This window comes from Telluria sp. LT1R51-2 (assembly GCF_059685775.1).
Window position 1 is genome coordinate 2,402,452 of record NZ_JCASIM010000001.1, and the last position, 12,317, is coordinate 2,414,768.

General features: G+C 64.2%; 12 protein-coding genes. 6 read left to right on the plus strand and 6 right to left on the minus strand.

What is annotated here, in order from left to right; translation table 11 throughout:
- Positions 1–21 precede the first annotated feature (21 nt).
- Entirely contained in the window at positions 22–1,104 is a 1,083-nt protein-coding gene (gene tssA, locus AC56LH_RS10430; RefSeq protein WP_499645882.1) for a type VI secretion system protein TssA, read from the plus strand.
- 449 nt (positions 1,105–1,553) lie between these two features.
- Here tssA and AC56LH_RS10435 read toward each other — a convergent pair whose 3' ends face one another.
- A complete protein-coding gene (locus tag AC56LH_RS10435; protein WP_499645883.1) occupies positions 1,554–2,306 on the minus strand; it encodes a YitT family protein in 753 nt (250 codons plus the stop codon).
- A gap of 262 nt (positions 2,307–2,568) precedes the next feature.
- Positions 2,569–3,510, minus strand: a complete 942-nt coding sequence (locus AC56LH_RS10440) for a LysR substrate-binding domain-containing protein (RefSeq protein ID WP_499645884.1) — start codon at positions 3,508–3,510, stop codon at positions 2,569–2,571.
- A gap of 94 nt (positions 3,511–3,604) precedes the next feature.
- Here AC56LH_RS10440 and AC56LH_RS10445 point away from each other — a divergent pair, with 94 nt between their 5' ends.
- Positions 3,605–4,687 (plus strand): tartrate dehydrogenase, encoded by a 1,083-nt coding sequence (locus tag AC56LH_RS10445; RefSeq protein ID WP_499645885.1) that lies wholly within the window; start codon positions 3,605–3,607, stop codon positions 4,685–4,687.
- A gap of 63 nt (positions 4,688–4,750) precedes the next feature.
- Complete coding sequence (locus AC56LH_RS10450; protein WP_499645886.1) at positions 4,751–5,233, plus strand: RDD family protein; 483 nt, start codon at positions 4,751–4,753, stop codon at positions 5,231–5,233.
- Here the strand turns inward: AC56LH_RS10450 and AC56LH_RS10455 are convergent, their stop codons facing one another.
- Positions 5,234–6,400, minus strand: a complete 1,167-nt coding sequence (locus AC56LH_RS10455; RefSeq protein ID WP_499645887.1) for a mandelate racemase/muconate lactonizing enzyme family protein — start codon at positions 6,398–6,400, stop codon at positions 5,234–5,236.
- A gap of 96 nt (positions 6,401–6,496) precedes the next feature.
- Here AC56LH_RS10455 and AC56LH_RS10460 point away from each other — a divergent pair, with 96 nt between their 5' ends.
- Positions 6,497–7,390 (plus strand): LysR family transcriptional regulator, encoded by an 894-nt coding sequence (locus AC56LH_RS10460; protein WP_499645888.1) that lies wholly within the window; start codon positions 6,497–6,499, stop codon positions 7,388–7,390.
- 90 nt (positions 7,391–7,480) lie between these two features.
- Here AC56LH_RS10460 and AC56LH_RS10465 read toward each other — a convergent pair whose 3' ends face one another.
- Together AC56LH_RS10465 and AC56LH_RS10470 are read right to left on the minus strand one after the other, a co-directional pair.
- Positions 7,481–9,682 (minus strand): NADP-dependent malic enzyme, encoded by a 2,202-nt coding sequence (locus AC56LH_RS10465; protein ID WP_499645889.1) that lies wholly within the window; start codon positions 9,680–9,682, stop codon positions 7,481–7,483.
- A gap of 141 nt (positions 9,683–9,823) precedes the next feature.
- Positions 9,824–10,717 (minus strand): LysR family transcriptional regulator, encoded by an 894-nt coding sequence (locus AC56LH_RS10470; protein ID WP_499645890.1) that lies wholly within the window; start codon positions 10,715–10,717, stop codon positions 9,824–9,826.
- A gap of 81 nt (positions 10,718–10,798) precedes the next feature.
- Here AC56LH_RS10470 and sugE point away from each other — a divergent pair, with 81 nt between their 5' ends.
- Positions 10,799–11,119 carry a quaternary ammonium compound efflux SMR transporter SugE gene (gene sugE / locus AC56LH_RS10475; RefSeq protein WP_258834692.1) on the plus strand — a complete coding sequence of 107 codons (321 nt, stop codon included), beginning with the start codon at positions 10,799–10,801 and terminating at the stop codon, positions 11,117–11,119.
- Positions 11,120–11,334: 215 nt separating this feature from the next.
- Positions 11,335–11,544 (plus strand): cold-shock protein, encoded by a 210-nt coding sequence (locus AC56LH_RS10480; protein ID WP_258834693.1) that lies wholly within the window; start codon positions 11,335–11,337, stop codon positions 11,542–11,544.
- Between the two features lie 117 nt (positions 11,545–11,661).
- Here the strand turns inward: AC56LH_RS10480 and AC56LH_RS10485 are convergent, their stop codons facing one another.
- The gene (locus tag AC56LH_RS10485) at positions 11,662–12,249 is read right to left on the minus strand and encodes a nitroreductase family protein (RefSeq protein WP_499645891.1); all 588 of its coding nucleotides are present in this window, start codon (positions 12,247–12,249) and stop codon (positions 11,662–11,664) included.
- Positions 12,250–12,317 lie beyond the last annotated feature (68 nt).

A 12,317-nucleotide genomic window follows, 5' to 3' on the forward strand; every position in this document is an offset into this window, starting at 1 on the left:
CCACATTCACGGGAGAGCCCCATGCCTGAACCAGTTCCACCAAACGGCGACCTGACAAGACGCGCCGACGACCACTTCCTGCGCCACCTCGGCGTCGCGTTCGAGGCGCTGGCAGCGCCGGTGGATCCCATTAACCCGACCGGCCTGCCGGCCCGCGCGACCAGCGTCTACCGCGCCATCATCGAAGCGCGCCAGGGCGACGAAGACGTCCAGCCGCGCGGGGTCTGGCAGCGGCAACCGAAACGCTCGGACTGGCCCCACGTGAGCAATCTGGCCGCCGGCGCCTTGCGCACCCAGGGCAAGGACCTGCAACTGGCCGCGTGGCTGTGCGAGTCCCAGGTCCACGAACATGGCCTGGTCGCGCTGGCCCCCTGCCTGCTGCTGGTGCACACGCTGTGCGATCGTTACTGGACCACGCTGCATCCGCAGCTGGACAACGACAACGCTGACGCCCGCGCGAACATCCTCGGTTGGCTTGACCAGAAACTGACCCCGACGCTAAGCCAGGCGCCGCTGCTGACAATGGAAGATGGACGCGCCCACACCTGGGCCGATCTGGAGCACGCCACGCCGGACCATGGCGGCCACGACACCGCCGACACCGCACTGCAGTCCCTGCCCACAGCGATGCTGAGCGAGCGCATCACGGCACTGGAAGACGCACACGAGGCGATCATCCTCGTGCACCGCAGTTTCGACGCGCATCCGGGCGCGAGCACGCCACGCCTGAGCGCACTGGCAGACCAGGTCCACGCGATCCTCACCCGCCTGTACGCCGAACAACAAGCACGCACCCCGCCGCCCGCTGATAAGCCGATCGAACCACCGCCCGCGCCATCGCCAGCAAACAGCACCGAACCGCCCCAATTCCGCGACCGCGCCGATGCCTACGCCTGCCTGGCCGCCGCCGCCGCCTACCTCGCCCATCTCGAGCCGCACAGCCCCACGCCCTACCTGATCAAACGCGCCGTCGAATGGGGCAACATGAACACCGGCGCCCTCTACCAGGAACTCTTCATCCGCCTGGGCGGCCAACTGAGCATTTTCGACATGGTCGGCACCGACATGCTCCCCACCCCGCAAAAACCCACCCCACCCCAATAACCCCAAATCAAAATTAGGGTCAGAGTCGAATTGTTTGCCAACTTCAATAAATCAATTGTTTATTAATTCGACTCTGACCCCAATTAATTTGCAAGATTAACTGCCGAGCTTAGGGTCGGAGTCGAATTGTTTGACAACTTTGGGTAATTGCCCATTAACTCGACTCTGACCCTAATTGTTCAGAATGATCTGCAGGGGTCGATGAATGCCTTCGGGACATTCATTGCACGAGAGAATTTGCCTGGTACGAGATAGCGCTAACAACAACAAAAAACAATGAGGGTCAGAGTCGAATTGTTTGTCAATTTTTATAAATCAATTGAAAAACAATTCGACTCTGACCCTAATTATTATGCAATGTTTGACGGGCTCATCTGCAGGAGCCCGAACATGGCCATTTGCTAAAGGCTATTACCCAATAATTCGACTCTGACCCTAATTGTGGGGGGTTAGCTGCCGAAGTAGCGGCCGGCGCGGTGCCAGGCCATGACCATGCCGCTCATGGCGACGGCGCTCAGGGCGGACCAGGCGACCAGGTGGGGGGCGACCAGCAGCAATGCCAGCGCCAGAATGACGCTGTCGATCATGATCTGGGTGCGGCCGGCGTTGATGTTGTACTGCTTTTGCAGCCACAGCGTGACGATGCCCGTGCCGCCGACACCGGCGCCGTGGCGCGCGAGTGCGAGGATGCCCATGCCGCAGAAGGTGCCGCCGCCCAGGGCCGCCACGGCCGGATGCACGCGGTCGATGACCAGCACGAACGGCATGATCTTGAGCAGGCCCATGATCATCGCGCTGCCGGCCAGCGACTTGATCGTGAAACGCGCGCCCATGAAGAAGTAACCGAAGAGGAAGAACGGCACGTTGATCATCATGAACAGTGTGCCGACCGACAAGCCGGTCGAGTACGACGTCAACAGCGCAATCCCGGCGACACCGCCGGTCAGCAGGCCCGCTGCATGCAGCAGCACGATGCCGATCACGACGAACAGCACGCCGACGAGGATGCCGTAGACGTCATCGAGCGTCGAATGCGGTTTGACCTCGATGATCGGACGCGATGGCTTGCTGGGAGAGCCTGGGTACATGACCGACTGACTCACGCGCGCACCATGACGCGGGCAGGAGCAGGCCGCGATGCGCACGTTGGCGCGCGCGATGTCGCCACGCGAGCGGGCAAGTGGCGGCGCGGGGCTGCGCACACGGAATCGGCAAGCGTCGGGCTGGAGTTCATGGTCCTCGGATGATCGGATGGGTAAGAGAAGCTGCAGGCGGCGCAGGTCTGGTCGAAAGACGCAAACACGCAAGGTACGGCAAGCTACCGCGCCCTACAGCCCGCCATTATCGCCCATGTTGCGGCGCAGTGTCGAGCCACACGAACTGGCCATGTCGCGAATGAGCGAATGGATGGTGCGCTGCACCTTGTCGGTGCACGAACAGCGTCCATTGCGCCGCCGCGGTGCGCTACACGCCAGCATCCGGTGCCCGATCCGCCGCCAGATCCGCAGCCATATCTGCCGCCAGCTCGCGCTCGAGAAATTCAACGCACACCCGCACCTTCGCCGAATTCCCCAGCCGCTGCGGATACACCGCCCACACGTTGGCTTCCTGCACAAACTCCGGCAGGATCTGCACGAGCTGCCCGGCCGCCAGCAGCGGCTGCGCGTGCCAGCGGGAACGCAGCACGATCCCGGCGCCGTCCAGGGCCCAGCGCAGCGCGATCTCGCCATGGTTGGTCGACAGCGCACCCGATACCTTCACCGTCTCCTCAACGCCTTTCGCGCGCAGCCGCCACACGCCAAACGGATGGTCGCGCTCCTTGATCACCAGGCACTGGTGGCCCGCCAGATCCTGCAGCGTGCGCGGCGTCCCATGCTGCGCCAGGTACGCGGGCGCCGCGCACAGGATGCGGTGATTGACCATCAGCCGCCGTGCGATCAGCTGCGGCGCGATCTCGTCGCCGATCCGCACATCCAGATCGAACCCTTCAGCCACCGGATCCACCAGCCGGTCGAACACCTCGAACCGGATCTGCAGCGCCGGATACGCGCGCGCCAGCCGGGCAATCGCCGGTGCGACGACCTGGCGGCCGAAGCCGAAGCTGCTGCACACGCGCAGCTGGCCACTGGGCGCGCGCCGCCGCTCGGCCGATTCCTCGATCAGCTCATCCAGGCTGGCGAGAATCGCCTGCGCCCGTTCAAACGCCTGCGCCCCGTCTTCGGTGATGACGACGCGCCGCGTCGTGCGCTGGAACAGCCGCACGCCCAGCGCGGCCTCGAGCACCCCGATCCGCTTGCTGACGTACGCCGCCGACATGCCCAGCGCCTGCGCCGCGCCAGCAAACGATCCCTGACGCGCCACGGTCACGAACACCCGCAAATCAGCATTCTCCAGCAGATTATTCACGCACCGTGTTCCTTCACACCACAAGAAGCAGCATTATAAACGCACCGTTTTGCCTTATTCTTGAAGCATTCAGATAAGCTCCCAGGAGACGCCCATGAAAACCCACAAGATCGCCGTGATCGCCGGCGACGGCATCGGCAAGGAAGTCATGCCCGAAGGCCTGCGCGCCCTCGACGCCACCGCCAAACGCTTCGGTATCCATCTCGAATTCACCACCTTCGAATGGGCCGACTGCGACTACTACGTCAAGCACGGCAAGATGATGCCGGACGACTGGCGCGCCCAGCTCTCGGGCTTCGAGGCCATTTTCTTTGGCGCCGTCGGCATGCCCGACATCGTCCCTGACCATATCTCGCTGTGGGGCTCCCTGCTCAAATTCCGGCGCGAGTTCGACCAATACGTGAATCTGCGCCCGGTGCGCCTGATGCCCGGCGTGCCCTGCCCGCTCGCCAACAAGAAACCGGGCGACATCGACTTCTACGTCGTGCGCGAAAACACCGAGGGCGAATACTCGTCGGTCGGCGGCAAGATGTTCGAAGGGACCGACCGTGAGTTCGTGCTGCAGGAATCGGTCTTCACGCGCCACGGCACCGACCGCATCCTCAAGTATGCGTTCGACCTGGCCCAGAGCCGCCCCAAGAAACACCTGACCGCCGCCACCAAATCGAACGGTATTTCGATCTCGATGCCGTACTGGGACGAGCGCGTGGCCGCCATGGGCGAGCAATACGCCGATGTCAAATGGGACAAGTACCACATCGACATCCTGTGCGCACGCTTCGTGATCTCGCCCGAACGCTTCGACGTCGTCGTGGCTTCGAACCTGTTCGGCGACATCCTGTCGGACCTCGGTCCCGCCTGCACCGGCACGATCGGCATCGCGCCGTCGGCCAACCTGAACCCGGACCGCACCTTCCCCTCGCTGTTCGAGCCGGTGCACGGCTCGGCCCCGGACATCTACGGCAAGAACATCGCCAACCCGATCGCGATGATCTGGTCGGGCGCGATGATGCTCGAGTTCCTGGGCCAGGGCGATGCCAATTACACGGCGGCGCATGACGGGATGCTGGCCGCGATCGAGCGCTGCCTGGTCGAGGGCCCGCGCACGCCCGACATGGGCGGCACGGCCAACACCACGGAAGTCGGCCAGGCCGTCACGCGCTACCTCGAGACTTAAGCCACGCCCCGGTTGGCCAGTGCTATTGTGAGGGTCCTTACAGCACAACCAACCGGAGCCACCATGCAGCCGCACGAATCGACCGAACTGGAATACGTTGGCTTCTGGGCGCGCACCGGCGCGGCGCTCATCGACAGCATCCTGGTGATGATCGTCGTGCTGCCACTGCTCTACGCGATCTACGGGGCCGCGTATTGGGACAGCACATCGATGGTCATGGGTCCGGCGGACTTCATCATCAACTGGGTCCTGCCGGCCGCCTTCGTGCTGGTCCTGTGGATCAAACTCTCGGCCACCCCGGGCAAGCTGGCCATCCGCGCGATCATCGTCGACGCTCGCACCGGCGGCAAGCCAAGCACGCGCCAGTTCATCATCCGCTACCTGGGCTACTACGTCTCGATGATCCCGCTGTTCCTGGGCATTCTCTGGGTCGGCTTCGACGCGCGCAAGCAGGGCTGGCACGACAAGATGGCCGGCACCGTGGTCGTGCGGCGCAAGGGCGGCGCGACGCAAGCCGTCAAATTCGACGCCGGCGACCGCACCTGATCAATCAGTCAGTCTGCGCATCTGCGCAATCAGATCGGCCTTGCCTTCGAAGCCGATACCCGGCAGATCGGGCATCGTGATGTGCCCATTCTCGACCTTCACGCCATCCGGGAAGCCACCGTACGGCTGGAACAGGTCGGGATAGGATTCGTTCCCGCCCAGTCCCAGACCGGCGGCGATATTCAATGACATCTGGTGCCCGCCGTGCGGGATGCAGCGCTTGGCCGACCAGCCGTGTTCCTTGAGCATGTCGAGCGTGCGCAGGTACTCCACCAGGCCATAACTGAGCGCGCAATCGAATTGCAGCCAGTCGCGGTCGGCGCGCATGCCGCCGTGGCGGATCAGGTTGCGCGCATCCTGCATCGAAAACAGGTTCTCGCCCGTGGCCATCGGATTGGCGTAGTAGTTGCGCAGCGTCGCCTGGAGCTCGTAGTCAAGCGGGTCGCCCGCTTCCTCGTACCAGAACAGATCGTACTGCGACAGCGCTTTGGCGTAGCGGATCGCCGTGTCCAGATCGAAGCGGCCGTTCGCATCCACGGCAAGCTTCTGCCCGTCGCCCAGCACACTCAGGATCGAGTCGATGCGGCGCAGGTCTTCGTCGAGCGAGTCGCCGCCGATCTTCTTCTTGACCACCGTGTAGCCGCGATCGAGATAGCTGCGCATCTCGTCTTTCAGCTTGCCGTGGTCCTGCCCCGGATAATAATAGCCACCGGCCGCATACACGAACACACGGCGCTCCGGCTGGCCATTGCCATAGCGGTCGGCCAGCAGCTGGAACAGCGGCACGCCCGCGATCTTGGCCGTCGCATCCCACACCGCCATGTCGATCGTGCCGATGGCCACCGAGCGCTCGCCGTGACCACCGGGCTTTTCATTGGTAAACATCGTTTGCCAGATCTTGTGCGGGTCAAGGTTCGCGCCCGTGTCGTCCTGCAGCGCGGCCGGATCTGCTTCGAGGATGCGCGGGATGAAGCGCTCGCGCATCAGCGTGCCCTGGCCATAGCGGCCGTTGGAGTTGAAGCCGTAGCCGATCACGGGTTTGCCGTCGCGGATCACGTCGGTCACCACGGCGACCACGCTCAGCGTCATCTTGCTGAAATCAATGTAGGCGTTACGGATCGGAGAGCTGATCGGAACGGTCTGCTCGCGGATGTCGACGATTCTCATGGCGGTGTCTTTCATGTGCTGGTTGTACGAGACACCAGATTATTCGCTGGAGGGGCGGTTATGATTGAATCTCTTTCACAGGATTCTTCACCTAAAGTGAACAATGACCTCGCCTCGCATCTCGAATTCTTTGTGCTGCTGGCCCGCCACGGCAGCCTGAGCGCCGCTGCGCGCGCGCTCGACCTCACACCGCCGGCTGCCACCAAGCGCCTGGCGCAGCTCGAAGAGCGCCTGGGCGTGCGGCTCGTAAACCGCACCACGCGTACCAGCAGCCTCACGCCCGAGGGCGAAACCTATCTGCACTACGCGACCCGCATCCTGGCCGACCTGCACGAGATGGAAGAAGCGGTATCGAGCACGCGCGCCGTGCCGCAGGGCCTGCTGCGCGTGAATGCCTCGCTCGGCTTCGGGCGCACGACGATCGCGCCGCTGGTGTCGACCTTCGCGCAGCGCTACCCGCAGGTGGAGGTGCAGCTCGACGTCACCGACCGGCCGGTGGACCTAGTCGCAGGCGGCATCGACCTGGCGATCCGCTTCGGCGAGCTGCCCGACCAGCGCCTGGTCGCGCGCCGCATCATGTCGAACCGGCGCCTGCTGTGCGCGTCACCGCGCTATCTGGAGCGGCACGGCACGCCGGCCAGCCTGGCCGATCTGGCCAGCCACCGCTGCATCGTGCACCGGCAGAACGACGAGGCGCATGGCGTCTGGCGCCTGGAACATGAAGGCCGCGCCGTGTCGGTCAAGGTCCAGGGTGCGCTGTCGAGCAACGACGGCGACATCGTGCTGGGCTGGGCGCTCGATGGCCACGGCATCCTGGTGCGCTCGGAGTGGGATCTGGCAAAGTACGTCGACAGCGGCCGGCTGCGCATCGTGCTGCCCGGGTACGCGCAGCCCGCGGCCGACCTGTTCGTCGTCTATCCGAACAAGCGCCGGCAATCGGCGCGGGCACGCGCCTTCATCGATTTTCTGGTGGCGCACTTCGGTGCATGACGTCGCGCTGAGCGGACGCAAAAACGGCCCCGATCGGGGCCGTTTTGCTGGCAGTACACCAGGGCCAGGGCCCAGCCCCGGTGATCGCCCTTACTTCACACCCGCCGCTGCCAGCGCCGTCATGTTGACGATGCGGCGCACAGTGGCGCTCGGGCTCAGGATGTGCACCGGCTTGGCAGCGCCCAGCAGGATCGGGCCCACGGTCACGCCCTTACCCGCGGCGACCTTGAGCACGTTGAACAGGATGTTGGCCGCATCCAGCGACGGCATCACCAGCAGGTTCGCGCTGCCCGAGTAACCGGCGTCGATCTTGTACAGGTCACGGATTTCTTCCGACAGCGCAGCATCACCGTGGATCTCGCCGACCACGGCCAGCTCGGGCGACTGCTCGGCCAGCAGCGCGCGCGCTTCGCGCATGCGCTTGGCGGACGGCCGCTCGGACGAACCCTGCGACGAGTGCGACAGCAGCGCGGCCTTCGGCTCGAGGCCGAAGTGCTGCAGCGTCTCGGCTGCCAGGCGCGTGATGGCGGCCAGCTCCTGGGCGCTCGGCTGCTCATTGACATACGTGTCGGTGATGAACAGCGTGAACTTGTCGAGCACCAGCGCGTTCATCGCGGCCAGCACTTCGGCGCCTGGCGCCACGCCGATCTCGCTGCGCACGTGCTCCAGGTGGTCGTCGTAGCAGCCGGTCATGCCGCAGATCAGCGCGTCGACCGTACCCGCGGCCAGCAGGCGCGTGCCCTGCAGCGTCGTATCGGCTTCGGCCGCAATGACGGTGTAGTCTAGGCCTTCACGCAGGCGCAGACCCGCATCCTTGATGGCGCGCTGCAGGACCGACGTGTCGCCGATCAGCACCGGATGCGCGATGCCCTCGTCGACCACGGCCTGCACCGCACGCAGCACGCGCGGCTCGGTCGCTTCGGCGTAGGCCACCTTGCGCACATCGGCGCGCGCCTTGTCGAACACTGGCTTCATGAAGAAACCGGTGTGATAGATCATCTGACCCAGCTTGTCGCGGTAGGCGTCCATGTCGGTGATCGGGCGCGTCGCCACGCCCGATGCGGCAGCGGCTTCCGCCACGCGCGGTGCGATCGCGCCGAGCAGGCGCGGATCGAACGGCTTCGGAATGATGTACTCGGGGCCAAAGGCCAGGTCCTGGCCTTCATAGGCCAGCGCCACGACGTCGCTCGCTTCGGCTTCAGCCAGTTCGGCGATTGCCGTCACGCAGGCCAGCTTCATTTCATCGGTGATGCGCGTGGCGCCGCAATCGAGCGCGCCGCGGAAGATGTACGGGAAGCACAGCACGTTGTTGACCTGGTTCGGGTAGTCCGAACGGCCGGTGGCGATGATGACGTCCGGGCGCGCGGCCTTGGCCACTTCAGGACGGATCTCCGGTTCGGGATTGGCCAGCGCCAGGATGACCGGCTGGTCGGCCATCGTCTTGACCATCTCGCCCGTTAGCACGCCGGCGGTCGAGCAGCCCAGGAACACGTCAGCGTCCTTGACCACATCGGCCAGCACGCGCGCATCGGTCGCCTGCGCATAACGCGCCTTGTTTTCTTCCATATTGGCGTCGCGACCCTGCCAGATCACGCCACGCGAATCGACGACGTAGATGTTCTCTTGCTTGACACCCAGCAGCACCATCATGTCCAGGCAGGCAATCGCCGCCGCGCCGGCGCCGGAGGCGACCAGCTTGATCTGGCCGATGTCCTTGCCGACGACTTTCATCGCATTGAGCAGTGCGGCGGTCGAGATGATCGCGGTGCCGTGCTGGTCGTCGTGGAAGACCGGGATGTTCATGCGCTCGCGCAGCTTCTTCTCGATGTAGAAGCATTCCGGCGCCTTGATGTCTTCGAGGTTGATGCCGCCGACGGTCGGCTCGAGCATCGCAATGGCGTCGATCAGCTTGTCCGGATCGAGTTCGTCCAGTTCCAGGTCGAACACGTCGACACCGGCAAATTTCTTGAACAGGCAGCCCTTGCCTTCCATGACCGGCTTGGCGGCCAGCGGACCGATATTGCCCAGGCCGAGCACCGCGGTGCCGTTGGTGATCACGGCCACCAGGTTGCCGCGCGACGTGTAATCGAACGCGGTAGCCGGATCGGCGGCGATTTCTTCACAGGCGTACGCCACGCCCGGCGAATACGCGAGCGACAGGTCGCGCTGGTTCGACAGCGGTTTGGTGGCGATCACTTCGATCTTGCCGCGGGTGGGGCTGCGGTGGTATTCCAGCGCGTCGATCCGCAGTTGGGTGTTCTGTGCTTCGTTCAGCGTACTGTCGGTGCTCATGTTCTTCCTATGCTTATTGGGTGATGCGGCGTGGGAGGCGGGGCCGCCACAAGGCGTGCGCGCTACGATCCTCCCATTGTTGGGCAAACATTCTAGCCGAACCGACACCATCGCGTGCGCGACCGGTTCCCGCACGATCGTTCACATTTTCTGCACGTTCAACAGTTCGACGAAGCGCGTTGCCGCCATACCCAGCGGCCGTTCTTCGGTCCACACGATGTCGACGAAGAAGCGCAGCACGTTGGTCAGATTGGCGGTCGGGATCTCGACCAGCTCACCGCCCTGCACCGCCTCGCGCACCTGGCTCGCCGGCAGCCACGCCCAGCCCAGGCCCGCCTTGACCAGCGCCAGTGCGGCGATCGGGCTATCGGTCTTCCACTGCAGCGACGACATCGCGATGCGCTGGTCCACCTGGTCGGTGTCGCGCCCCGCCACGACGATCTGGCGCTGCAGCAGCAGATCGGTGTCGCGCACCTGCGCCTGCCTGCCCCCCTTGAACATCGGATGGGCGCGCGCCGCCACCGCCACCAGGCGCTCTTCGGCCACTTCCTGGAATGCCTGATACGGCGCCGCGCCATATCGCTCAAAGACAAGTGCCAGGTCGGCACGCCCGCTGCGCACCATCGCCAGCGCATCGGCCTGCGGCGCGGTCAGCACCTCCACCTGCAGCAGCGGGTGCTCGACCGCCAGCGCATGCAGCGCGGCGCTCCACGGCACGGTGCCCAGCAGCTCGGGCACGAGCGCCAGCGTCAGCGACGCTTCCAGGCCGCGGTTCAACGACAGCGCATGCACGTTCAGGCGCTGCAATCCCTCGGCCAGCAGGCGCGCCTGCGGCAGCAGCGCCAGTGCCTGCGCTGTCGGCACCGGATTGCGGCCGGTACGGTCGAACAGCTGCACATCGAGCTGCGCTTCCAGATTTGCGATCGCCATGCTGACGGCCGATGGCACGCGCCCGAGCGCGCGCGCGGCTGCGGAAAACGAGCCATGGTCGATCGCCGCCAGGAATGCTTTTACGTTGTCGAGGTCAAACGCCATCGTTCAATTCCATTGATAGGTGCTGACTTTTTTCATCACCAGATTCGACATAGTATCGGGCCTCACACAATCGGAGGCAATATGGTCTGGATTCTGCTGGTCCTTGCAGGACTGTTTGAAATTGTCTGGGCCGTTGGCCTGAAATACACCGAAGGCTTCACGCGCCTGTGGCCCACGGTGGGCACGGTCGCCGCCATGATCGTCAGTTTTGGCCTGCTGGCCCACGTGCTCAAGACGCTGCCGATCGGTACCGCCTACGCGATCTGGACGGGGATCGGCGCCGTCGGTACGGCGCTCGTGGGCATCATCGTGCTTGGGGAATCGGCCTCACCGGCGCGGCTAGCGTGCATCGGCATGATCGCGGCAGGCATCGTCGGACTCAAGCTCGTTTCTGCGCACTGAGAACGATTCGGGGAAATGAATCGACAAATCGTTAGGACATTCTGGAAAAGCCGTGTATCTTCAACGATGCACCACATCAAGTCGTTGTTATTGTTGGCTTTTCTCTCCCGCCTCGCCTCTTCCGGCAGTCCAGTTTGATTCCCCCGCTTTTATCTTCTCTTGGTTGAACGTGCGTATTGGGCGATTTTGCCCATGTCACTGCAAAGGAATTCAACATGACTACCCAAACCGGCACCGTAAAATGGTTCAACGACGCAAAAGGCTTCGGCTTCATCACGCCTGATGGCGGCGGCGACGATCTGTTCGCGCACTTCCAGGATATTCAATCGGAAGGCTTCAAGAGCCTGGCCGAAAATCAGCGCGTGTCGTTCGAGCGCTCGACCGGCCCTAAAGGCGAAAAAGCCGGCAACATCTGCGCAATCTGATGCTGCCCTCGTGACGCCGCAGCGCGCACCACGCAGATAGCGTGGGCGCAGCCGCAGCGCACATTGAAAAGCCCGCCAATCGGCGGGCTTTTTGCTGTCTGGGCGATCAACGCAAATTTACAAACTGCTCAGGAATTGGTTCACATCTGGCCGCGCACGTGGTGCTTTCGCCGTCGACGCGGTACCCAGACCAATGAAACAAATAGCCCGCTCATGTACCTCGAGCTGGAGTAACGTGCGCATGCCGGCAAAATCCATCGCTGCGCCACTGGCAAGGCCACTTGCAAAGCCCAGCAACTGAGCTGCCACCAGCATGTTCTGGATCGCGCAACCGAGCGACACGAGTTTTTCGTGCGTCGGGATGATGGTGCCCGGTTCGTCGCGCAGCACCGCCACCAGCAGGCATGGCGCGCGCAGGGCCTTGTCGTGCGCGGTGGCGAGCGCCTCGTCGCCGCAGGCCGGATCGCGTGCCAGTACGGCAGCGGCAAACACGTCGCCCAGCAGATGCCGCTTGTGCTGCGGGATCAGGATGAAGCGCCACGGCCGCAGCAGCCCATGGTCGGGCGCCTGCGCGCCGGCTTCGACGATGCGCAGCAGGGCCGCGTCGTCCGGGCCGGGCGCAACGAGACGGCGCAGCGTGTAGTTGCGCCGCGCGGCCAGGATGGTCAGGAAATCGTCGGCGCCAGCCGGATACTCGGTGTGCATGGCGCCAGTATAGCGACAGCGCCGCCGATGCGCCGGGATGCGACGAACACCGCCAAGCACGTACGGTA